This window comes from Limosilactobacillus caccae (assembly GCF_900156885.1).
Classification (GTDB): domain Bacteria; phylum Bacillota; class Bacilli; order Lactobacillales; family Lactobacillaceae; genus Limosilactobacillus; species Limosilactobacillus caccae.
Window position 1 is genome coordinate 869,617 of the sequence record NZ_FTOY01000011.1, and the last position, 24,142, is coordinate 893,758.

Sequence of the window (24,142 nt, forward strand, 5' to 3'; positions counted from 1 at the left end):
CTTTCTTCCTTTATATAAGTAATTTATTGCCGATATGGTTGATCTAAGCGGGTTAGGTCAGCTAAGCTTTCCCGCTTGACGACTAATTGTGACTGCCCATTCTCTGTAAAGACAACGGCTGGCCGGGGGTTACGGTTATAGTTAGAGGCCATTGAATAGCCATAAGCACCGGTGTCAAGCATCGCTAAGACATCGCCAGGCTTTGTTGCCGGTAATGCTTGGTCTTCGCTAAGGATATCGCCAGACTCGCAATACTTACCGGCGATCCGGACGTGTTCAACTGCCGGGGCTTGTGGATCGTTTGCCAGAACGGTTTCATACTGGGCCTGGTAAAGGGCGGGGCGAATGTTATCGCCCATCCCCCCATCAACGGTAACGTACGGCTTCAATCCTGGAACATCCTTTCGTGACCCCACCGTATATAGGTTATAACCAGCCGGGCCAACAATTGAGCGACCAGGCTCGATCCAAATTGCCGGCATTTTCAGGGAAGTCTTAGCAATTTCCTTTTTAATTGCCTTAATAATGGCATCAACAAACTGTTCCGGCGCTAATGGGTGGTCGTCTTTAACATAGCGGATCCCGAAGCCACCACCGACATTGATAATTTCTGCTTGGTAGGCAAATTTTGCTTGCCAGTGAGCGGCAACTTCGACTAGTTTTTTTGCCACCCCTTCAAAACCAGCAAGTTCAAAAATCTGTGAACCGATGTGGGCGTGCAAGCCCTTCATATGCATCCGTGGATTAGCCAAGATCTTTGCCAATGCCTCGTCAGCCTGGCCGGATTGCAGGTCAAAGCCAAACTTGCTATCAACCTGCCCGGTCTGAATGTACTTATTAGTGTGGGCAGAAATTCCGGGGGTAATCCGCATCATCACGTTGGCTGTCTCATCTAACTCCTCAAGCACCTCACTAAGGAGCGTGATTTCATAGAAGTTGTCAACCATGATCATGCCGACATGATTCTTAACTGCCATCAGCAGTTCTTCTCTTGACTTATTGTTGCCATGAAAGCTGATATTTTCCATCGGAAAGCCTGCCTGTAAGGCCGTGTACATCTCACCGGCGGAAACAACATCGGCGTGACCACCTTCAGCCTGGACTAGCTGGTAGATTGCAATTGCTGCAAAGGCCTTGCTAGCGTAGCTGACTTCATAGTCAACCTTATTTTCTTCAAAGACCCGCTTGAAGGCGCGGATTTGGTTACGAATTTGCGTCACGTCATAAACAACCAGCGGCGTGCCGTACTGGTGGGCTAATTCGACGGCATCGCAGCCACCAATCATTAAGTGCCCTTTGTCATTTATCTGTGCTGCTGTAATCTGTTCATTCATCATTATTCCTCCACAAAGTTATTGGTGAAGAGGTCGCATAAAAAAATCCACCGTCTGCGCAAACAAACAGTGGAACCATCATTTATCCATTCAATTTGTCGATAGCGCACCGCAGGCTCAGTTCGTCCTGCGACAGTCCGCAGCTTATTCAACTACGCCCCAGCCCCTCAGCCGTGCCAAGCCAAGTACTTCGGCAACCGCCCTGTTCAACTGACCTCACTGTCCGGCCGACTAAGTCAGTTTACTTGTGTTGGTTGCGCCTCTTCGATTTATACATAGCTTAAGAGTCTTTAATGAGAATGTCAATAGAAAACATTAAATTTAAAAGAGTTTTTTTAATTTATATATTGGATAAAAAGGCATTTTAGTTAATTTTGAAAATATAACCCTTGAAAGTCACGGGCAATATGTTAAAATTCGATTAAAATATTTAAGAGATCAATTAGCATAACTAATGATCGTAAAGGAGTAATTTACCATGAAAGTTGTAAAATTTGGTGGAAGCTCCCTTGCAAACGGGGAAGCCTTTCAAAACGCGATTAATATCATCACTGCCGATCCTGAGCGCCGTGTAGTTGTCACCTCAGCACCCGGAAAGCGATTCGCTACAGATACGAAAGTCACCGACCTGTTAATCAGTTATGCTAACAAGACAATTGCTAACGAGGACCCCACAAAAGTAGTTGACGAAATTTTTGGCCGCTATCAAGCAATTGGCGCCTATTTTGACCTACCAGTGGAAAAACTGGCACCGTTAAAAGAGCGCCTGCTAGCATTACCCGAAAAAAAATACCCGAATAACAATTACCTTCTGGCAACCTTCAAAGCCCATGGGGAGCGGCTTAATGCCCATCTAATGGCCCTGATTCTCCAACAGCTTGGCTATCGAGCACGATTCGTCACCCCCGAAGAAGCCGGCATCCGGGTAACGGGAACGCCAAACAACGCTTGTGTGCTTGCCGAAACATACGAAAACCTGAGTCACTTTTCATTTAATAAGGATGAACTCTTGATCTTTCCTGGCTTTTACGGGATTACCCTGGCTGGGCACATCGCTACTTTCTCCCGGGGTGGATCCGATATCACTGGCGCCATCCTCGCACGGGGGCTCCACGCTTCAATCTATGAAAACTTTACCGACGTTGACGCGATTTACGCTGCAAACCCAAACGTGGTTGATAATCCCCAACCAATTGCGAAGATGACCTACCGGGAGATGCGGGAGCTATCCTATGCCGGTTTTTCTGTTTTCCACGACGAAGCCCTCATTCCAGCAATCGAGGGGAATGTCCCAATTAATGTTAAAAATACCAATAACCCTGAAAAGCCAGGGACAATGATTGTTCCTGACAAGGACTTCCAGCCAACGGATATCATTACCGGGGTCGTCAGTGGTAAGCACTTTGCTGCCCTCTACCTGCATAAGTACCTTCTTAACAAGCAGGCAGGTTTTACATTGCGCATTCTCCAGATCCTGGCAAAGCACAATATTTCCTATGAGCATATGCCGTCAGGGATTGATGATATCACCATCATTTTGGACCGCAACGCCATCGACGACCAGTTAGTAGATGTAATTTGTAACGAAATCCAAGAAGAAATTAATCCTGACCGTCTTGAATGGATTGATAACTACGCCATCATCATGGTTGTCGGGGAAGGAATGCGGAACCGGGTTGGCGTTATCAATGACATCCTGATGCCTCTTGCCGAAAAGAACATCGCAGTTCCAATGATTAACCAGGGTGCATCACGGATTACCATCATGATTGGTACTTATGATATTGATGCAGACGAAGCCGTGCGGGCAATCTACCACCGCTTCTTTGCAAACTAGGAGGAATAATATGGTCGAATTATTAAAAGTTCATGGTTCACTAAACGCATTCTTTATTCTTGATCAAACGAAACTTACCCACCCCCTCACCGACCCAGAATTAGTTGCTTTCACTCGTAAGATTACTGATCCGGCAACCGGGATTCTCGGCGGGGCTGACGGCGTCCTAGTCGTTAACCAACCAACTCGTGCCGGCGCAGTGGCGGAAATGCGGGTCATTAACGCGGATGGTAGCGAGGCATCAATGTGCGGGAATGGCTTACGAACGGTCGCCCGTTATGTCGCTGAACGGGACCAATTAACTGACTTTAAGATCGACACGATGAATGCCAGCCTTCGCGTGCGACAACAAGATGACTTTGCCGCCGGAGTACCCGCCTTTGCGGTCGAAATCTCGCCCGTAAAATTTGCTAACACTGCCTTGCCTTACGAGAACCTGGGCCATCAGCGGCTGATTGACGACCTTGTTCCGGAACTGTTGCCCGGTTTACGGTTTACTGCTATTGCTGTCCCGAACCCCCACTTAATTAGCTTTGTCAGCAAGGAAGAACTGGCTGGCGATGACCTTGGTGAACTTGGTCACCGGCTAAACACTGCCAATCCGTATTTTACTGACGGGGTTAACGTAAACTTTGCCCATATCCTTGGCCACAATTCTTTATTCGTACGGACATTTGAACGGGGTGTTGGCTTTACCAACGCTTGTGGTACCGGGATGTCGGCTACCAGCCTTGCTTTTGCCCTCACCCACCCTGATCAAGCAGATTTTGACAAACCCCTGAATGTTTACAATCCGGGCGGGATGGTTAAAACAATTGTCCACCACCAGCAAGGGCAATACTGGATTGAACTAATTGGGAACGCAACTTTCACCCACACCCTTGAACTTAGCGAAGAAGCTCTTCACCAAGCTGACCTCAGCCAGGTTAACAATATTAATGAAACCGGCGAACAAACAAACTACCAACAGTTTGTCGCAGGATTGCCAAAGCTTGACTTTTAAAATTTATTTACAAAAAAAGGACGATGCTCGTTTTGAACATCGTCCTTTTTAGGATTACTTCCGGTTAAATAAAGTATCAATTGATTGGTGGTTGTGGATCCGCACAATTGCTTCTTTTAGCAGGTCATCAACAGATAGTTGCACCAACTTCGGGAACTTCTTTTCTGCTGGCAGCTGGATTGTATCAGTAACAATCATCTTTTCTAATTGTGAATTTTGCAAAGTATGAACAGCATCACTTGATAAAACAGCGTGCGACGCAATTCCGTAAATCTTCTCGGCACCGAACTTCTTTAGGGCATCTGCCGAAAGCTTCATCCGGATCCCGGTGTCGACGATATCATCAACGACAATCGCAGTCTTCCCCTTGACGTCACCAATGACGTATTCTGGAATTTCCTGCGCTGCACGTTCCCGGACTTCATCATTGCGGTTATCAATGATTGCGATGCTGGACTTAATCCGCTCAGCAAACTTCCGTGCTAAATTAACCCCGGCATGGTCAGGAGCAACGACAACCACATCATCACCGTCTAAGTGTTGGTCTTCGATATACTTGGTGAATAAGCTCGTCGCCTGCAAGTGGTCAACGGGGATATCAAAGAAACCTTGAACCTGCGGAGCATGGAGGTCGATCGTTACCAAACGGTCAATCTGGTCCATTTCAAGCAGGTTAGCAACAAGCTTGGCGGTAATTGGCTCCCGACTGCGTGCCTTCCGGTCTTGACGGGCATAGCCATAGTAAGGCATTACCACGTTAATTTTTTCAGCACTTGCCCGTCGTAAGGCATCGACCATAATCAATAACTCCATCAAGTTGGTGTTAACCGGGTCAGAAACTGACTGGATAACGTAAACTTCACAGCCACGAACACTCTCGTCAATTGTCACCTTAATCTCACCATCAGCAAAGTGGTCAATTGATGCCTTGCTCAACGGAATCCCAATCAGGTCAGCAATCTGTTCAGCAAGTGGTCGGTTTGAATTTAACGCAAAAAGCCGGACATTATCAGCATTTTTAATCTGGGTCATTTTTGTACTCCTTTAGATTCCACATAATCATCCTTAATTATGACAACAAAACACCGTTCAATCAAGCCTTAATTTGCCTGATGCAAACTTTGTAAGCTAATCCCTGCCATCCCAATTAACGGGTCAATCTGACCACTATTAATCAAGTCGGCCGTCAAGATATAATCTTGCTGGTCGCTTGGGGAACTCGTTCCCGGTGCCAGCGACTTTGCTTGGTCATCACTAGTACTACTGGCATCTGCCTTTGCTAAGTTCGATTTTAGCGATTCGGCTGGCTTGTCGAGGGGTGACGTTAACTCATCATGGCGTTGCCAAACCTGGGTCAGCCGCTCAACAAGCGACGTCTGCCGGTTAACAGCTTCATTTTCTACACAGGTCATCACCGCATAAGGCTCACCAATTAACACCAGCTTTTCCGCCGCCCGCGTGATTGCGGTGTAGAGCAGGTTTCGTTGCAGCATCCGGCTAAACTGGTTAACAATCGGCAAGAGAACCATCTTAAACTGGCTCCCCTGCGACTTATGGATTGAGATGCAGTAAGCTAGCCGGATCTGACTCCATTCCATCCGGCCATAGCTGACCTCGTTCCCGTCAAAGTCAATTGTGATCGTCTCGGTGCGCTTACCACCGGTCTTGCTACTCTCAATCGCCGTGATCCGGCCAATATCCCCATTAAAAACATTATTTTCCGGACTGTTGACCAGTTGCAACACCTTATCACCGACCCGGAAGACCTGGCCACGGAAATTAACTTCCTGCTTACCACTGGTCGGCGGATTGTAGGCCTGCTGAGCCAGTTCGTTGAGGCGGTCAATTCCCGCCTGTCCCCGATACATTGGCGCAAGAATCTGGATGTCACCCGCAGTGTAATCTCGCTTTTTCGACAGGTCGATAATCTGCTGGATAACACTTGGTACCTGGTTAGCATGGCAAGAGATAAATGACCGGTCAGGAAGTTTTTGGGTTAGGTCTGCTGGCAGCCTTCCCTCTTTAATGGCGTGCGCCAACGGAATAATCGTTGAATCCGCGGACTGTCGGTGGATATTTGTCAACTCCACCTTCGGCAAGGCGGCAAACTCAAGCAGGTCATGAAAAACTTGCCCCGGACCCACTGACGGCAGCTGGTCCTTATCGCCGACCAAGACGACATGCATGGAAGTCGGAATCGCCTGGATAAGGGTCTTAAACAGGAGCGTGTCAACCATCGACATCTCATCAACGATTAGTAACGACCCTTCTAAATCCCGCGCATTAAGGTCCGTTGGCATTTCCCGCCCATTGAGCCCCAGCAGGCGGTGAATCGTGCTGGCCGGCAAGTCAGTCGCTTCACTCATCCGTTTAGCGGCCCGGCCGGTTGGGGCGGCTAATAAGACGGGAAATGACTTTTCCTTATAATCACCGACATCTAGTGAAATATCATGGATCCACGCATAACTGGCAACAATTCCCTTGATAATTGTCGTCTTTCCGGTTCCGGGGCCCCCGGTCAGTAGCATCACTTTACTATTGAGGGCGGTCTTAATCGCGGTTGTTTGAATCTGGTCATACTTGATTCCTGACTTATCAGCTACCTTCGCAACCGCTTTCTCGACCGTTTTTGCCGGCAACTTATCATCCTTAGCACTCAACAAGCGGTGCAGGTGGTCTGCAATTTGCCACTCTGCCTTGTAAAGAACCGTCGGATAAATCTTCTCATCAACATATTGGATGCCGTGATTGCGTTCTAGCTCAACAATCCGTGAAGTAACCAGGTCCGTCTGTACCTGCCCACCGCTTCCCTGGGCCAGCAACTGGATTGTCTTTTGCAGCAGTGGCTTAGCAGTCGTATAGGTATCCCCCGTCTCCATCGTCAGGTCATCGAGGGTTTGGATGATAGCGGCGTCGATTCGCCGGGGGTCATCTGGCGCGATGGCAAGCTTATTCGCTACTTGGTCGGCACGGTTAAAGCTAATCCCATCAATCTCCTGTGCTAATTGGTAAGGATTTTCGTGGATGATGTGCAAAGTCTCATCCCCGTACTTGTCAAAGATGGCGCTGCTCAAATTACTACCAAAGCCCAGGTCATTGAGACCGATAATAATCTGGTCCATTCCCTGGTTTGCCCGCAGGTTATCAACAAGCGAATCCTTGACCGCCTGCCGCAATTTAAGTTTGTCAAGAACATGGGGGTCGGCGACGATCTTGTCGATTGCCCCCGTCCCTAGTTCATCAACAATTTTTTCCGCCGTCTTTTTCCCCACGCCAGCAAACTGCTTGCCCGACAAAAAGTCAACCAGACCGTCACGGCTCGTCGGCCGGTTAGCGTGGTAAGAACTAGCTTGAAACTGCTGCCCGTAGCGGGGGTGTTCAACAATCTTTCCCTCAAAGCGGTAAGTCTGGTCATCACTCAGGTCACCAAAGCTCCCCGTCACCGTGATCTCCGGCTCGTGCCAGTCAAAGTTTGCTTCTTCGACTGAAACCACTAGCACCTTAAAGAAGGAGTCGGGACTATTGAAAATTTCTGATTGCACTTGACCAATAAAAAAAGACGGCTCCGTTGGCGTCTTAAATAGGTCCATCTCCTCAGCCATTGAAGTCATCCTTTCATCACTTAACGTTAATCATTTTTTTGTGTCGCCTGGAGGGTCTTTTCAATCTCGGCCAGGCGCTTCTCACTCTTTTGATAATAACCAGGGTTGAGCTGCTTAGCCTGGATTAAGTAGTCCTTATATGGCTCTCCCAACACCATTGCTACAATCCCCCGGTTAAACTGGGTGTCTGCCCGGCCAGGGTGGTGCTTCAAGATTGCATCGTAGTAGGTCTTCGCCTGGGCAAATTCACCAAGGGCTAAAAGGGAGTCCCCAATTACTTGGTTGATTTCCGGGTCTTCTTGCCGCAACTCATGCGCGGTCAGGCCATAAGCAACTGCTTGCTTGTGCTGCCCCTTCTTCATGTAACTCTGGGCAAGCATCAGGTAGGAATCAGCCTTGATCTTCGGGTCATCAATCTTGTTGTACAAGTTAATGGCTTCGTTGACCTTTCCAACTTCGTAATACAAGTTTCCCAGTCCGTAGTTTAACAGGTTAAGTGCTTCCTGGTCATTCTTCGCTTCAAAAATCCCCAACGCCTTCATAAATAATTCTTCAGCTTGTTGGTAATCATTTAAGCGGGTCAACAACGAACCGAGGTCATAATAATTGTTAACCTTTTCTGGGTGTTTGTCGATTGCCTCAATCAACTTGTGAACTAACTTTTCTGTCTCTTTCTTCTCAGCGTCACGAAAGTCTCTTTTTTCTGTCATTTATATCACCTCTTAAATGGTATCAGTCGGGTCAGCGTTGGTCTTATGCAGGTAGGAAGTATCATTCCACTTTGCAAGGGTAAAGTGAGTTGCATCATCGGTTGTAAGGATTGTCGTTGAGGTATTACTCAAACCGCCACGATCTTTTAAGTGGGCCAGGGGTGTCCCGATGAGGGCGTTGATCGATGCATTAAGGGCAGCACCATGGGAAACAATTAAGATATTAGCCGTCGGGTAGGTCCGGCAGTACTCGCTTACTGCTGCGCGAAAGCGAGTAATCACTTCAGCAAAGCTCTCCCCCTCGACTAGTGATTCATCATACTTATCAGGGTGATGACGAAAGTTTTTTAATACTTCTGGCCACTTCTTTGCAACCGCATCAAAATGCATCCCTTCCATTTTGCCGAGGTTAAATTCCTTTAAGCGGCTATCGATTGTCAGCGGAATCGATTGACTGAGGTGGCCGAGCAACGTCTGGGCAGTAACTCGTGCCCGCTTTAATGGGCTAGCGTAGGCATGCGCAAATTTAATACCACGTAACGATTCTGCTAACAATTCAATTTCGCGGTAACTATTCTCTAACAACGGTGAATCGCCGTTTGCCCCCTGGTAACGAGATTCAAGGTTCCATTGTGTTTTACCGTGTCGAATTAAATAAACTTTTGTCATCTTTGTCCCTGCCCTTTTATTTCTATCTTACCAAAATTTTCGGTAATTGTTTATCACAGAGTTATTAAAATATGTATATTAGGCTGAGCAAAACCCAACCTAAGTCGTAAATTAATAGCGCTTAGACTATTAACATTAAATATGTGGACGGCAATGATTAAACGTATTGCAATTGCCGTTGATGGTTGTATGCCCGGTCAATAATCGCACTACCTAAACATTCCTGACCGTCGTAAAAAACAACGGCCTGCCCAGGAGTGATTGCCCGTGCTGGATCATCAAATTCAACCGTTACCAATTGGTCATCATCTGACAAGTGAACCGTAACACCGACGTCTGTCTGGCGGTAACGGAACTTAGCCGTACAGTGGAAGTCCCGGCCGTAGCGACTAACGACATCGTCAACCCAGTGGATATCACTGGCCTCAAGGTGGGTCGCATATAGGTGATCGTTATGGTAACCCTGACCAACGTACAAGACGTTCTTACTGGTGTCCTTGCCAATTACAAACCATGGTTCGTTACTTTCCTTATTACCACCAAGGCCCAGGCCACGCCGTTGACCAATCGTGTAATACATTAAGCCCATGTGCTTGCCGACGACCTTCCCGTCAAGGGTCTCCATGTTTCCTGGCTGGGCAGGAATGTATTGGCTTAAGAACTCACGGAAGTGGCCGTCCTCACCGATAAAGCAGATCCCCACTGAATCCTTCTTGTCAGCGGTTGCTAAGCCCGCTTCCTTAGCAATTTCCCGAATTTCCGGCTTCGTGTAGCCAGCAAGGGGGAACATCACCTTATCTAGCTGCTTGTAATCAAGCTGACTCAGGAAGTAAGTCTGGTCCTTATGCTGGTCCTTTGCCCGCATCAAGTGCATCCGGCCATCACTGTCCCGCTTGAGGTCAGCATAATGCCCGGTTGCTACATAATCTGCCCCTAGTTGGTTGGCATATTCAATGAAGGCCTTGAACTTAATTTCTTTATTGCAAATTACATCAGGATTAGGCGTCCGCCCCTTTTTGTATTCCGCAATAAAGTACTTAAATACCCGGTCCCAATACTCTTTTTCAAAGTTAACAGAATAATATGGAATCCCAATCTTAGCGGCAACCTTAGCAACATCCTTGTAGTCTTCGGTCGCGGTACAAACACCATTTTCGTCAGTGTCATCCCAGTTTTTCATGAAAACCCCGACGACATCATAACCTTGTTGCTTTAGCAGGAGAGCAGTAACTGATGAGTCAACACCACCACTCATTCCCACAACAACACGAGTATGACTATTATCCGCCATTTATTATCACCATCATTTCGTAAAGATTCTGGAATAATCTACGATTGAAGGTCGCATGCATCCAGTGTTACTCATTGTACCAGAGTATTGCAACGACTGCACTGATTTAACGTTATTTTGTAAAGACCTGCCGGTTGACCATCTCATCTAAAATATAGTGATATTGCTCAACAAATTCCGCTGACCGTTGGTGGTTAAAAATGTTAATCTTGCGGAGACCATTTCCGGTTAAGGTCTCCATTTTGAAACCGTCAAGGTCCGCATTAATTAAGATCCGTAAACGGGCAACTGGCTTGAAGGGGTTGTCAGTGTCAAGGCTCCCCTTGTATTCAAAGTTACCCCGCCGCGTTTCTTCAAAGCCCAGGTCTAGTAGGGCATACTTCTTCACTGCTGGACTAATGGTGTACTTATCCTGGTCACCTGGAATCTGAACTGTTTTGGCAAATTCCATCGTCACTATTCCCCTTTCTTCAGCTGCTTTAGTTTTTCAACCGTCTTGATAATTGTTGCAATCAACTGCGCAATTTCTTCATCGGTATTCATCACCCCAAAGCTAATCCGGATAGACTCACTGACGCGGGGGCTGTCTTTACCAAACATTGCCGTTAAGACGTGGGAAGGCTCAATGCTCCCGGCCGTACATGCCGATCCCCCCGAAACAGCAATCCCTGCCAGGTCAAGGTCGGTTTGCATAACATAGGTCGAGATCCCCTTAAACCACAGGTTCAACACGTGGTTTAAATTATCTGGCGCAACTTCCCCATTAACTGCAAAGTCAATGCCGGCATCCGTCAGGGCTTGCACAATCTTTTGTTTGAAATGGTAGTACCGCTTTTGCCGGGCTGCCTTTTCTTCTGGCCCATCGGCTGCTACCGCCTTAGCAAATGCCGCAATGGCCGGAACATTTTCCGTTCCCGCCCGCCGCTTGGTCTCCTGGTCGCCCCCCTTAATAAAACTAGGGAAGCTAATCCCATCGCGACGGTACAAGAAGCCCATCATTTTAGGACCATTTAGCTTATGGGCAGACGTTGAGAGCATGTCAATGTGGTCGGCTTTCACATCAATTGGCAACAGGCCGTACGCCTGCACCGCGTCCGTGTGAAACCATGCCTGGTGGTCTTTTAAGATTTCACCAATTTCATGAATTGGCATCCGGCTGCCAACCTCATTATTCCCCATCATAATTGTGACGAGAATCGTATCGTCACGAAGGGCCTGCTTAAAGTCAGCGATTGAGATATTACCATGCTCATCGACTGGCAGGTAAGTTACCTCAAAGCCATGCTCTTCCAAAAAGTGGAGGGGCTTAAGAACGGCTTCATGTTCGATTGCCGTGGTAATAATGTGCTTCCCCAGCTCTTGGCGTTTAAACGCCGTTTCAATGATTGCCATATTATCACTTTCGGTTCCGCCACTGGTAAAGATAATCTCATTATCGTCAGCATTGATGCTCTGGGCAATCACGTGCCGACTATTTTCCATTACCAACTTAGCATGGCGGCCATAGGAATAACCAGTCGAGGCATTCCCCCACGACTCCTTCATTTCCTTTGTCATCTCATCAATGACTTCTGGTGTCATCGGCGTAGTAGCCGCATTATCTAAGTAAATCTCACGCACTAAAATTCATCCTTCCGCTTAATCTTAATTATCGAGATCCTTAAAGAGTTGTAATAGCATATTGGCTGACCGCTTACCGGCGTCAATGATGAAGTCGTCAAAGCTTACGCCCGCCCCTTCATCACCAGTGTCTGACATGGCCCGCACAACGACGTAGGGGATATGGTGATCTGTTGCCACTTGGCCAACTGCCGCCCCTTCCATTTCACTTGAGAGCGCATCAGGGAAGTGGCGCATAATTTCCGCAATCGCCGCCGAACTGGCGATAAACTGGTCACCAGAAACGATCAGTCCCCGTTTAATATTTAAGCCGGTCTTTTCCCCAGCAATTTCAAGGGCTTTCCCCCACTTTTCAGACGCCTTAAACCGTGGCTGTTTTCCCGGAAGTTGACCATACTGGTAGTCAAAGGCAGTCGCATCAACATCATGGTAGGCGGTCTCACTAGAGATAACGACATCCCCAACGTGCAGCCCTTCGCCGATTCCGCCTGCAGACCCAGAATTAATCACAACATCTGCTTGGCAGTCCGTGATCAGGTGCTCGGTGGTAATCCCCGCCTCGACCTTACCAATTCCCGATTCAACGAGGACAACATCCTGGTTACTAATTTGGCCAGTTAGGTACTCCTTGCCCCCGATCAGTCTAGTTGTTTGACTTGTTAGCTGGTCTTTTAGTTCCTTTAGTTCTTCTGGCATCGCACAAATAATTCCAAAGCGCATAATCATTTCTCCTTTATCCAACGTAAAATAATATTAAGTACACAATAATAATTGCAATAATCAAGGCAACAATTGCAATATTTAATTTCTTCTTCAAACTGGCGGTCTTTTCAGCTGCCGACTGTTCATGGCGTTCACTAGCAGTCGCCTGTCGACTGTACTGGTCACTTTCAGCCTGGTTAATCTCTGCTGGCGGAACTTCCTGGTCACTTCGCTGTCCAGCACTCGCCGCTTGTTGCTGGCGATACTGCTGACGAGACATCCGCGGCTGGTCTTGTTCTGGTGAATGACGGTTATCCACGGGTATTCATTCCTTGCCAATAATAGATTGCCATAATCGTCTTGGCATCCTCAATCTCACCACGGTCAATCATTGCTAGTGCTTCCTTTAGGCTAACCGTTTGTAAGGTAAGGTTTTCATCCTGGTCTTGGGGCAGTTCTGTCGCCACTGGTTGTAAGCCAGTTGCCAGATACAGGGTCATGTATTCATCAAGGCAGCCAACAGACGTATAGAACGAAGAAATCTTGGTTAACTTACTTGCTTCATAACGGGTCTCTTCATTCAACTCCCGCTTAGCAGCATGGATGGCACTATCGTCATCACGACGGTCTAATTTGCCTGCCGGAATCTCCAGCGTGGTCTTAGCAATTGGTGACCGCCACTGCTTTTCTAAAATCATTTTATTATCAGCAGTGAGTGCCAAGATAGCAATTGCTGGTGCATGACGAACAATCTCTCGTTGGGTAACATTCCCATCTGGTGTTACTACTTGTTGAACTTCCACATCAATTAAGTGGCCATGAAATACTGTCTTGCTGCTGATTGGCCGTTCTTCAAATTTCATTAAAGATTCACCCTTTACTTGATAATCCGCACATGTGCTGCTTGGGGGCCTTTTTTCCCCTGGACGATGACAAGCGAAACTTCCTGCCCTTCACGGAGGATCCGTCTCCTTGTCCCTTCAATCCCACTGTAATGAACAAAAATCTCCCCATCATTAGGAACTGTGATAAATCCCCAGCCTTTTTGCTCATCAAAACTCTTTACTTTGCCTTTAAGCATTCTTTCACCTACTCAAAAATAAAATACCAAGCAACATGCGTCACTTGGTATTTTACACCGCAGCATATTAATTGTCATTTACTGCGTTACGAAATTAACTCTTTATTATTTTTCTAAGCCTTCTGCAACTGTTTCCGGGAAGTTCTTGCGAACAATCGCTGCACAACGAGCACAAAGCGTCGGGTAAGCGTCATCGCTACCAACATCTTCCTTAATCATCCGACAACGAGCACAAGTCTCACCTGGAGCCGGTGTAACCTTAACGGCTACCCCATCATTGTACTTATCTGCGTCGGCTGGTGCTTCATTTTCCGCATGGATGTGCAGTGCGGAAACGCCCAGTAATAACTGAATATTTTCATCAAGACTATCAAGCAGTTGCTTTTGACTAGCAGTAAGGTAGAGGTCAACTTGGGCTTCTAATGACTTCCCAATCATCTTCGCATTCCGGGCTTCTTCAAGACTCTTCAGCACGTGTGAACGAACTTCCATGAAGTCATTCCACTTTTCTAAGAGCTGGTCTTCACCATCAAAGCTCCGGGCTTCTGGAATGTCTGTCAGCTGGACAAATTCTTCTGGTTCGTCCATGTAACCCCATACTTCTTCCGTGGTGTGTGGCAGAATTGGTGTTAATAGCTTAACCAAGCCGAGTAAGATGTCATAGAAGACCGTTTGCATTGACCGGCGAACTTCTGAGTTTTCTGCTTCAATGTACAAGACATCCTTGGCAATGTTCATGTAGAAGGCAGAAAGGTCATTGTTGACAAAGTTGATCAATAACTTGTAAGCATCCAAGAAGTCATAGTTGTCAAAGTCTGTCCGCATCTTCTTTAGGAACTGGTTGAAGTTAACCAGCATGTACTGGTCAACAGATTGGAGTTTCTCGTAAGAAACCGTGTCCTTGGCGGCATCAAAGTCAGCCGTGTTTGCCAGTAAGAAGCGGAAGGTGTTCCGTAGTTTCCGGTAAGCTTCAGAAATTTGTTGGAAGGTTCCTTGTGATACCCGCACATCAGCAGAGGTATCAGCGCTCATTACCCAGAGACGGATAATTTCGGCCCCCATTTGTTGGACAACTTTGTTTGGATCAATCGTGTTACCAAGGGACTTACTCATCTTATTGCCCCGCTTATCAAGCGTGAACCCTTGGGAGATGATTTCCTTGTATGGGGCATGGCCGGAACAAACTACACTAGTGATCAAACTAGAGTTGAACCAACCACGGTACTGGTCAGACCCTTCAAGGTACAGGTCGGCAGGGTAGTCTAAGTAGTCCCGTTCTGCCAAGACCCCTTGGTGGGAAGAACCAGAGTCAAACCAAACATCCATGATGTCCGTTTCCTTGGTGAACTTACCATTTGGTGAGTGTTCGTTGCTGTAGCCTTCTGGCAGGAGGTCCTTCGCATCGCGTTCAAACCAGACATTTGAGCCATACTTAGCAAATAAGTCGGCGACGTGGTTAATCGTTGCTTCTTCCATAATTGGCGTCCCATCTTCGGCGTAGAAGATTGGCAGCGGAACACCCCAGACCCGTTGCCGGGAAATTACCCAGTCACCACGGTCCTTGATCATGTTACGCAAGCGGACCTTCCCCCATTCAGGGTGGTAGTTAACATCTTCAAGGGCGTCAAGGATGTTTTGCCGCATCTTTTCAATTGACACAAACCACTGGTCAGTTGCCCGGAAGATGATTGGCTTCTTGGTCCGCCAATCAAATGGGTAGCTGTGCTTTAGTGGTTCTTCGAGGAGTAAGGCGTTGTTTTCTTTCAACTTTTCCAAGGAGATATCATCAGCATCTTGGTAGAAGACACCTTCAAAGCCGTCCCCATTTTCCTTGCTCAAAATCCCTTGGTCATTGATTGGCGCAAAGATTGGTAAGTCATACTTCTTCCCGAAGCTGTAGTCATCATCACCATAGCCAGGAGCAGTGTGGACAAGCCCCGTCCCGGCATCAGCGGTAACGTAGTCGGCAAGACCAACTAATAGCTCCCGATCAAGGTATGGGTGCTGAGTTGTCATCCCTTCCAGGTCTTTACCGGCAACATTCTTGATTACTTCATAGTCTTCCCAGCCAAGCTTTTCGGCTAATTTTGCAAGAAGGTCAGTCGCAACAACAAACTTCCGGTCATCATTGGCTGGCTTGACCACTGAATAATCAAACTTAGCATTAACGGCAACGGCTTCGGAGGCGGGAACTGTCCACGGTGTCGTCGTCCAAACAACAAGGTAAGTATCAGTATCTAAGACGCCCTTACCATCTTTAACTTGCTCAACAAAGAAGGCCGTCTTTGCTGTCACATCATGGTATTCAACCTCAGCTTCTGCCAACGCTGATTCCGACGACCATGACCAGTAAACTGGCTTCTTAGCTTGGTACAGTAAGCCCTTTTTGGCAAATTCACCAAACACACGGATTTGGGCTGCTTCAAATTCCTTATCAAGGGTTAAGTATGGGTGGTCCCATTCACCACTAACCCCTAACCGCTTAAAGTCAGTCCGTTGCTTGTCTACCTGCTTTAATGCATAGTCCCGGCAAAGGTCACGGAATTCCGTTAAGCTCATCTTCTTCCGGTCATAGCCAGACTTGGTTAACTGGTGTTCAATCGGTAACCCGTGAGTATCCCAGCCAGGTACGTACGGCGCCCGGTAACCAGTCATTGACTTATAACGCACAATGAAGTCCTTTGAAATTTTGTTCATTGCGTGACCGATGTGAATGTTCCCGTTGGCATATGGTGGGCCATCATGAAGGATGAAGGTTGGCTTTCCTTCGTTTAACTTTTGCCGTAATTCATAAACTTTATTTTCTTCCCACAGCTGTTCCCGTTGTGCTTCAGTTACTGGTAACTTACCACGCATTGGAAATTTGGTGCGGCCAAGGTTTAATGTATCTTTAACTCGCATTGCGGTTTCCCCTTTCATATCTTGTAGTATTTTAATAATAAAAAAGCCCCGTCCACTCACTGGGACGAAGCTTTTTTCGCGGTACCACCCGGATTTAAGATCCGCTTAACGGACCTCCTCAAATCATTAGTTAACGGTAATGACCCGACCTGTTCTACATATCGAACAGGTACTCCGAGATGATTAGACATCGCCAACACCATCAACCTCTCACCACTTGTTGACTCGCTTGGGTGTCGATTCGCCATGCCACTTCTCTTCAACGATTTATTAAAATACTGGTTCTAGTACCCTACTTATTGCTGTCTGGGAAGACAACAACAGTCTCAGGTGAAGCGGAACCGTTATTATCATCTGCTTGACTGTCTTCAGCACTAGCTGCTGGTTGTTCTGGAGCTGGTGTAGCAGATTCAGCAGGTGCTGGTTCCTCACTAGAAGTTGTTGCAGTTGATTCTACACTGCTATCAGAGTTACTGTCAAGACGACTCCCTAAAATTTTCTCAATTTCATCATACTTGGATAAGTCATCGTTTTCTAAGATCTTATCCCATTCGTCGCTCTTAATAACTTCTAATTGTGATTCAAGCATCACTTGAAGGCGTTGACGGAAGATCCGGGTTTGCTTACGAAGGTCATTGGTCTCACTTGTTAACTTCCGCGTTTCGTTAGCCGCATCTTCAATTACTTGATTAGACTTGTCATTAGCTTCTGACACGATATCAGTGGCTTGCTTTTGGGCTTCACGAATCATGATGTCAGCTTCCCGCTTAGCATTGTTCTTAACCTTATCAGCTGCTTCTTGGGCAACTAAGATTGACTTGTTTAATGAATCCTTTAAGTCCGCGAAGTACTTGATCTTGCTATCATTAGCCCGTACTTGTTCTTGTAAGCTATTGTTTTCCGTAACAAGTTGTTGAACTGTTTGGGAAACTTCTTGAAGAAATGCTTGCACTTCTTCAGGGTTATACCCACGCATCTTAGTACCGAATTCTTTGTTATTAATTTGATCAACCGTCAAACTCATGAATAATTCCTCCATTCAAATTACGCATTTACTACTGAAATGGTAACTCTTTCTTTATCTTTTTTTGTTTTTCCATTGGTCATATCAATTCGCAACCGACCAGCGTGCCGGACAGAAATCAAGTCATGCACGACAACCTGATAGTCCGGTCGGTCAATTTCTTCCCAGTTTAAGCGAACCTGACCATGCTCTATTAATTGTTTTGCCCGGTTTCGGGAGTAGTTAAAGCCCGCGGAGACGACCACATCTAACCGCAGTGATGAAACTGTGGTTACTAGTGGAACCCACTCTTCTAATGGCTCGACTACAGTCGTCTCATCGACGGGAACCCATTTTACCTTTATCCGACCAACGTGGTCGACGTTTTTCCGCAGGTACGTCGCCATCGGTCTAGTGACGATCACCTGCCAACGGTGGCCATCTGTCAGAATGTCCCCAAAGGCATTCCGTTCCATTCCTTCACCAATTAACGTCCCCATAATTTGGCGATGGTGAAGTTCCGAAAACTTAGTCGGGTAGTTTAGCTCTAAAACCTGGAGGGTAAAATCATCCATAGAGGGTTCATAGTAAGGCGGATAAATAAGAACTCGTTGCATCTCTGCACCTTGCCACCCACCATACATTTTTATTTTAACATTGTTATTGCGATTAACAATCGTTCTCGCAATAAAACGTTCCCGCGGATTTAAAAAAGGGGTAAGAACTGGTCGATACTGTCCCTCAGCTGTCGCTACCCAGTCGCCTACCTGGTCAATCAGCGGGGCCTCATCAGGCCGAAAATGTTGTTTTATGTTTTGCTCGTCCATTGCAATCCATCCTCTATTATCTTAAAAGATTGCCGAAAGTGCTGCTAGTCCAGCCTGAACAAAGTAAAGAACTAAAATAGCAATCATCGGGGCAAAACTAATTCCACCAATTGGCGGGATAAAATCAAACCACCGCATGTATGGCTCAACAAGACGGTCAACAATCTCACCTAGTCTTGAAGCCCGGGCATTAGGAAACCACGACATAATACACCATACAACAATCACAAGAATGTAGGCCTCCACCAGCCGGTATAACGCCCACAATAAAAATGCGATCATACTTACTCCTTTTAGCGACTAGAACTTGTCGCCATCACTTTTTAGATTACTCGATAGGTTGCCAGAAATTTCGTAATTCTTTGGTGTGCATAAGAAAATTTCCTTACCAATCCGCTTCATTTCACCATCAATGGCAAAGACCGTCCCGTTTAAAAAGTCCACTAATCGGGCAGCAACGCTCGAATCCATTTGGGTAAAATTAACGATCACGGCATGCCCTTCCAATAGTTGTGACGCAATTTGTTTTACGTCCGCATATAGCCGGGGTTCGTATAAAGAAATCTGACTTAAGCGGCTGTTAGCAACCCGATTATTGCTAAAGGAAACTACTTTATTGCTCGAATTAGTTGCGGGAGCTGTGTTTTGGTCAGTTGCCTCATAATAATTTTCTTGTTCATCGATCTCTTCGTCGCCGAACAAGCTCTTTAAGAAGTTTGCTGCCATCTAAATAACCTCCTCCTTTAGATTAAAGACACAAAAAGGCGGAACTCAATCCACCTCGAAATACCATATTTACTTACGACGATTCTTAAAGAATGGTGGGGTCGATAAGTTAGTATCGTCATTGTCATCCGTGTTCGCTGCGTCATCATTAAAGACATTGAACTCTGGCTTTGTTACGTGGGAGAATTCGTTGTCAGCACTTTGTTGTTGCGTGTTCGTTGAATCAGCAGTTGGATCATTCCAGCCATCAAAAGGATCACGTTGCTTATGTTCTTCCGTCGGTTGACTTTCCCGTTGTGCAGAACGTGTTACCCGTGGTGCTTCAGTATCAGCAGTTGCTGGCTTTTGCTGTTGGATCTTCTTTTTCTTGTCAATTCCAGTAGCGATTACCGTTACCCGCACTTCGTCACCCAATGACTCATTCAAGGACATCCCGAACGAAATATCAACATTCGTCCCGGCAGCTTGCTTGATAACATCAGAAGCTTCTTGAGCTTCAAACATTGAAAGATCCTTGCCACCAGTAATATCCATTAAGACATGTTGGGCACCATCAATAGAAACTTCCAGCAATGGTGAGGAAATTGCCTTCTTGGTTGCTTCGGTTGCCCGGTTTTCGCCAGTTGAAGAACCAACCCCCATCAGCGCAGAACCTTGGTTAGACATTAAGGTCTTGATATCAGCAAAGTCCAAGTTGATGTAACCAGGGGTAACAATCAAGTCAGAGATACCTTGAACACCTTGCCGAAGAACATTGTCAGCTTCCTTGAAGGCTTCCATCATTGGTGTCTTCTTATCAATCATTTCAAGAAGACGGTTGTTGGCAACGATGATCAAAGTATCAACATTACTCTTTAACTTTTCCAATCCTTCAGAAGCATAACGGGCCCGCCGTGGACCTTCAAATGAGAATGGGCGCGTAACTACCCCGACGGTTAAAGCACCACTATCCTTAGCGAGCTTAGCAACAACGGGCGCAGCACCAGTACCGGTACCACCACCCATTCCGGCAGTAATAAATACCATATCAGCGCCTTCAAGTGCCTTTTTAATTTGTTCTTCACTTTCTTGTGCGGCTTTTTCCCCTACTTCAGGGTTTGATCCAGCACCGAGCCCCTTCGTTAACTTAGGCCCTAAGCGAATCTTTGTTGCTGCTTGTGATGCATTTAATGCTTGTAAGTCAGTGTTGGCAACGATGAAGTCAACCCCCTGAACCTTTTCAGAGATCATCCGGTTAACAGCATTACCGCCACCACCACCAACACCAATTACTTTAATTCGTGCTTCGGCGAATTGGGTCTCAGTCGTGTTCGTTTCATTATCCATAGCAGTGTTCCTCCGTTAAATTAATCAAATAAATTATTAAAAAGATTTTTAAACCGGTTACCAATTGAATTTTGCTTTTGCTTCTTTGGCTTTGGTGTCGCAGTGACTTGTTCTTGCTGTTCCTGCCGTTGTGGTCGCTGTTTAACCGGCGCACTCCATCGCTGACTATTATTATCAGCATTAGCTGGCTGCTGGGCTTTTTCCTCGTGAGGACTCTTGATCCGATCAACCCGTTGCACGGTCTGCTTAATCAACCGATCGATGTCTGATAAGCGGTTTTCATACATTCCCAGGGCCAAACTGACTGCATAACGAGGATGGCGAATGCCCATCTGCTCTGGAACATTCACCTTAATATTACCAGTAAAGTATTGTTCAGCAAGTTCTTTGATTCCTGGTAAAGCGGCGACTCCACCAATTAAGACCACCCCACCAGGTAATTCTGGGGCGTGGATAGCTTGGAGTTTACTTTGAATCCGGTCAAAAATTTGCCGTACCCGGGCTTCGATAACCGCTGATAAGTACTGCTCAGAGTACTGGACCGGTTCGTTTTGTCCAACGACATCCACGTCCACTTGGACCTCATCATCAGCTAGTGATGCCATTGCATAACCATGGTTAAGTTTGAGCTGCTCAGCGTTTTTCAACGATGTGTTCATCACCGTTGAAATATCCTTGGTGATGTATTGACCACCTTCTGGATCAACATATGTATACTTTAATTGATGGTCGTGAATAATGCTAGTGGTAGTTTGCCCACCACCAAGATCAATCACTACCGTACCAAAATCTTGTTCGCCATCATTAAGCAAGTTGAAATCGGTCGCAATCGGGGTAATGACAAGGTCATTGATGTCATAGCCTGATTGCTGAACCGCTTTCTTGGTGTTATGGATAATGGTCTTAGGTCCCGTGTAAAGAGTCCCTTTCATCTCAAGGCGGACACCAACCATCCCACGTGGATCCTTTATCCCCGAAAAACCATCAACAGTAAATTCTGTCGGAATTAAATCAATCACTTCACGTTCAGGCGGAATACTTTGTGTCAGTGCTTCTCGTGCAACATCGATAACATCCTGGTTGACAATCTCGCGTGACTGTCCCCGTGTTGCTATCGTAATCATCCCGTGAACCCTTTGCATTTGTAAATAATTTGCCGGTAAGCCAACTACCACATTTTTGATTTCAACGTTGGACTTTTCCTCGGCCTGTGCTACCGCCGCCGAAATTGCATGGGCGGTCTTATCAATGTCAACAATTACCCCACGGTTAAGCCCCGCTGATGGTTCAACGCCAACACCAATAACTTTCAACTGACCCTTAACACTTTCACACACCAGTGCCTTGATCGAGGTGGTTCCAATATCTAATCCAACGTATACTTCTGAATTATTCATTCTAAAAGGAACCCTCCTAAGACTTTTATTAACTGAATTAATTTTTTTGTATTTTATTTAACCTACATAAGATTTTACCACAGATAAACAATGACAAAAAAGGGAATTATCAAGGTTTTCGCAAAATCATTTGTCATGTGAACCATAGCGATAAGAATACGCGCCAACTTGGAGGTCAATAACTCCTTTTTCTTTCATGCTGGCAGCAATTCCCGGATAATAAGCCATCTTATCACCAACGGTATTAATATCGGCATAAACAGTATTACCATCCCGCATATAAATAATCAAACGATCGGGATATTCCTTCGTTGGCTGATAATTAACACTTGAGATTCCGTTTCGGACAGCCGGCTTGAGTTTCCCAATTTGGCTGGCTGTCTTTTCCAGTGCCGTCTTATGACCGTCAAAGCGCTTATATGCGGTGCCGTTGGTCGCAACCCGGGAACGTTGTAAGTGCCCATTGGCTAAAACTGCATAAGTGTCATTATTTAACACCGCTGTGCCAAGCAACGCATTTTCTTTCACCACAATTTTCATTGCTTGTGGTCCTTCAAGCGTAATCTGGAGGTCTTTAATTTGTGGATTATTAAGCTTTGCCTCCCTCGTTATCTTCTGCCGTTCAAGGTAAACACCCCAGATAAATCGTCCAGGATAGATCTTCGTTTCTTTTTCCACCTGCTTCACGGTTAAATCGTTATTACCGGTTACCGTCAGCTGGTCAATTTTACTCCACGGCGAAATGATATAAAGCATTAGCAGGAGAATAACCGTAAACAAAAGGACTAGCTTTATTACGCGCTCACCGTTAAAGAGATAACGCTTGACCTTTATCCCGCGAATCTGATTACCAATGTAAGCTTTCGGCGGTTTCTTTTTCAACTGTCGTTGACGCGCGGCGGCACTCCGTTTTTCTAATTCCGCTAACCGTTGTGAATATTTTTTGTGTTCTGGCGCCTGCTCTTTTTTGGCGATGCTATTCCCCTCCTCTCTAATCCTTTAACAAATAAAATTAATGTTCGTCGATTGCCTTATGTAAGACCTTAATCAAGCGATCGGCTGCATCTGGACGCCCCATCTTCTTTGCCGCTGCTGCCATTTGCTGGCGCAAGTCTGTATCTTCCATGATTTTATCTGCTTGGACAAGCAGAGAACGGGCGTCTAGCTTATCTTCAGTGATCATCAATCCCGCATTATTATGGACAAGCGCCTGGGCATTTTTAACCTGGTGATTTGCAGTCACGTACGGACTTGGGATCATGATTGTCGGTACCCCCAAAGCCGTCACCTCCGCAATCGTGGTTGCCCCTGCACGTGATACTAATGCAGCAACTTTCGGCATCTTGGCAGGCATGTCCTTGATGTACGGAACAACCTTGACGTTATCACCAACTTTGACCCCGGCTAGCAATTTTTTTACATTATCATAACGCTTCTGCCCAGTCGCAAAAACAACTTGGTAGTCCCGTTTGTTGAACTCTGGAATTGCTTCCACGACTGTCTGGTTAATCTTCGGGGCACCTTGACTACCACCGAAGACCATCAAGGTCGGCAAGTCATCACTTAGTCCATAACTCGTCCAGGAGAAGTCACTATTCTCCTGTGCTGCAACTTGTTGGGCCCGCGGGTTACCAGTCATTGTGACCTTTTCGCTTGGAAACTGGCTTCTGGCATCATCAAAGGCAATCGCAATCTGGTCAACGTAGCGGCTCAGGAATTTATTCGTCACCCCAACAACACTATTTTGTTCATGAATAACCGTTGGAATATGCTTTTTCGCTGCCGCGTAGAGAACAGCACCACTGACATAGCCACCAGTCCCTAAAACAACATCTGGCTTAAAGTCGTTAATAATTTTTTTGGCATGGTGAACAGAATTTAAAAAGAGGTAAATTGTCTTGAAGTTTTCAAGAGAAAGGGACCGTTTGAAGCCCTGCATATGCATTGTCTCAAGCTTTATTCCGGCATCGGGAACAATTTTATTTTCCAGCCCCCGGGTGGTGCCGACATATAAAACTTCAGTATCTGGTTCAACTTGTTGCAGTCGTTCGATTAAGGCCAGGGCTGGGTAGATATGACCACCAGTCCCCCCACCTGATACTAATAAGCGCAT

23 protein-coding genes and 1 riboswitch are annotated in these 24,142 nt (G+C 46.3%); of the genes, 2 read left to right on the forward strand and 21 right to left on the reverse strand.

Translation table 11 applies throughout. The features are described 5' to 3' along the window. Positions 1-23: 23 nt before the first annotated feature. On the reverse strand, positions 24-1,334 hold the full coding sequence (gene lysA, locus CZ502_RS10260; protein ID WP_076462242.1) for a diaminopimelate decarboxylase: 1,311 nt from the start codon (positions 1,332-1,334) through the stop codon (positions 24-26). 93 nt (positions 1,335-1,427) lie between these two features. Next, a riboswitch (Lysine riboswitch) is annotated at positions 1,428-1,607 on the reverse strand. Between the two features lie 205 nt (positions 1,608-1,812). Here lysA and CZ502_RS10265 point away from each other — a divergent pair. Continuing rightward, entirely contained in the window at positions 1,813-3,171 is a 1,359-nt protein-coding gene (locus CZ502_RS10265) for an aspartate kinase (protein WP_076462244.1), read from the forward strand. Positions 3,172-3,181: 10 nt separating this feature from the next. After that, on the forward strand, positions 3,182-4,174 hold the full coding sequence (gene dapF / locus CZ502_RS10270) for a diaminopimelate epimerase (RefSeq protein ID WP_076462246.1): 993 nt from the start codon (positions 3,182-3,184) through the stop codon (positions 4,172-4,174). A 54-nt stretch (positions 4,175-4,228) separates the two neighbouring features. Here dapF and CZ502_RS10275 read toward each other — a convergent pair whose 3' ends face one another. The 20 genes from CZ502_RS10275 to murG form a co-directional block, all read right to left on the reverse strand. Further along, positions 4,229-5,206, reverse strand: a complete 978-nt coding sequence (locus CZ502_RS10275; protein WP_076462248.1) for a ribose-phosphate diphosphokinase — start codon at positions 5,204-5,206, stop codon at positions 4,229-4,231. Between the two features lie 68 nt (positions 5,207-5,274). Next, a complete protein-coding gene (gene recD2 / locus CZ502_RS10280; RefSeq protein WP_076462250.1) occupies positions 5,275-7,776 on the reverse strand; it encodes an SF1B family DNA helicase RecD2 in 2,502 nt (833 codons plus the stop codon). 26 nt (positions 7,777-7,802) lie between these two features. Continuing rightward, on the reverse strand, positions 7,803-8,486 hold the full coding sequence (locus tag CZ502_RS10285; RefSeq protein ID WP_076462252.1) for a tetratricopeptide repeat protein: 684 nt from the start codon (positions 8,484-8,486) through the stop codon (positions 7,803-7,805). A 12-nt stretch (positions 8,487-8,498) separates the two neighbouring features. After that, positions 8,499-9,155, reverse strand: a complete 657-nt coding sequence (locus tag CZ502_RS10290) for a histidine phosphatase family protein (RefSeq protein WP_076462254.1) — start codon at positions 9,153-9,155, stop codon at positions 8,499-8,501. 157 nt (positions 9,156-9,312) lie between these two features. Further along, positions 9,313-10,446, reverse strand: a complete 1,134-nt coding sequence (gene mnmA / locus CZ502_RS10295) for a tRNA 2-thiouridine(34) synthase MnmA (RefSeq protein WP_076462256.1) — start codon at positions 10,444-10,446, stop codon at positions 9,313-9,315. A 112-nt stretch (positions 10,447-10,558) separates the two neighbouring features. Further along, positions 10,559-10,897 (reverse strand): DUF1831 domain-containing protein, encoded by a 339-nt coding sequence (locus tag CZ502_RS10300; protein WP_076462258.1) that lies wholly within the window; start codon positions 10,895-10,897, stop codon positions 10,559-10,561. Between the two features lie 5 nt (positions 10,898-10,902). After that, positions 10,903-12,066, reverse strand: a complete 1,164-nt coding sequence (locus tag CZ502_RS10305) for a cysteine desulfurase family protein (RefSeq protein ID WP_076462260.1) — start codon at positions 12,064-12,066, stop codon at positions 10,903-10,905. Positions 12,067-12,090: 24 nt separating this feature from the next. Further along, the gene (locus CZ502_RS10310; protein WP_076462262.1) at positions 12,091-12,786 is read right to left on the reverse strand and encodes a 5'-methylthioadenosine/adenosylhomocysteine nucleosidase; all 696 of its coding nucleotides are present in this window, start codon (positions 12,784-12,786) and stop codon (positions 12,091-12,093) included. A 13-nt stretch (positions 12,787-12,799) separates the two neighbouring features. After that, a complete protein-coding gene (locus tag CZ502_RS10315) occupies positions 12,800-13,087 on the reverse strand; it encodes a hypothetical protein (protein ID WP_076462264.1) in 288 nt (95 codons plus the stop codon). Further along, complete coding sequence (locus CZ502_RS10320; protein ID WP_076462266.1) at positions 13,080-13,631, reverse strand: NUDIX hydrolase; 552 nt, start codon at positions 13,629-13,631, stop codon at positions 13,080-13,082. Before CZ502_RS10320 ends, CZ502_RS10315 begins: the two co-directional genes overlap by 8 nt. A gap of 14 nt (positions 13,632-13,645) precedes the next feature. Beyond that, positions 13,646-13,849, reverse strand: a complete 204-nt coding sequence (locus CZ502_RS10325; protein ID WP_076462268.1) for a cold-shock protein — start codon at positions 13,847-13,849, stop codon at positions 13,646-13,648. A gap of 105 nt (positions 13,850-13,954) precedes the next feature. Further along, positions 13,955-16,750, reverse strand: coding sequence for an isoleucine--tRNA ligase (gene ileS / locus CZ502_RS10330; RefSeq protein WP_076462270.1), 2,796 nt, complete (start codon positions 16,748-16,750; stop codon positions 13,955-13,957). A 292-nt stretch (positions 16,751-17,042) separates the two neighbouring features. Further along, positions 17,043-17,774, reverse strand: coding sequence for a DivIVA domain-containing protein (locus CZ502_RS10335; protein ID WP_076462272.1), 732 nt, complete (start codon positions 17,772-17,774; stop codon positions 17,043-17,045). A 20-nt stretch (positions 17,775-17,794) separates the two neighbouring features. After that, positions 17,795-18,580 (reverse strand): YlmH family RNA-binding protein, encoded by a 786-nt coding sequence (locus CZ502_RS10340; protein WP_076462274.1) that lies wholly within the window; start codon positions 18,578-18,580, stop codon positions 17,795-17,797. 21 nt (positions 18,581-18,601) lie between these two features. Then, on the reverse strand, positions 18,602-18,862 hold the full coding sequence (locus tag CZ502_RS10345) for a YggT family protein (RefSeq protein ID WP_076462276.1): 261 nt from the start codon (positions 18,860-18,862) through the stop codon (positions 18,602-18,604). Between the two features lie 18 nt (positions 18,863-18,880). Next, positions 18,881-19,306, reverse strand: coding sequence for a cell division protein SepF (locus CZ502_RS10350; protein WP_076462278.1), 426 nt, complete (start codon positions 19,304-19,306; stop codon positions 18,881-18,883). Between the two features lie 69 nt (positions 19,307-19,375). Next, positions 19,376-20,632 (reverse strand): cell division protein FtsZ, encoded by a 1,257-nt coding sequence (gene ftsZ, locus CZ502_RS10355; RefSeq protein ID WP_076462280.1) that lies wholly within the window; start codon positions 20,630-20,632, stop codon positions 19,376-19,378. 20 nt (positions 20,633-20,652) lie between these two features. Continuing rightward, positions 20,653-22,029, reverse strand: a complete 1,377-nt coding sequence (ftsA, locus tag CZ502_RS10360; protein WP_076462282.1) for a cell division protein FtsA — start codon at positions 22,027-22,029, stop codon at positions 20,653-20,655. A 126-nt stretch (positions 22,030-22,155) separates the two neighbouring features. Continuing rightward, the gene (locus CZ502_RS10365; RefSeq protein ID WP_076462284.1) at positions 22,156-23,004 is read right to left on the reverse strand and encodes a cell division protein FtsQ/DivIB; all 849 of its coding nucleotides are present in this window, start codon (positions 23,002-23,004) and stop codon (positions 22,156-22,158) included. Positions 23,005-23,041: 37 nt separating this feature from the next. Further along, the gene (gene murG / locus CZ502_RS10370) at positions 23,042-24,142 is read right to left on the reverse strand and encodes an undecaprenyldiphospho-muramoylpentapeptide beta-N-acetylglucosaminyltransferase (protein ID WP_076462286.1); all 1,101 of its coding nucleotides are present in this window, start codon (positions 24,140-24,142) and stop codon (positions 23,042-23,044) included.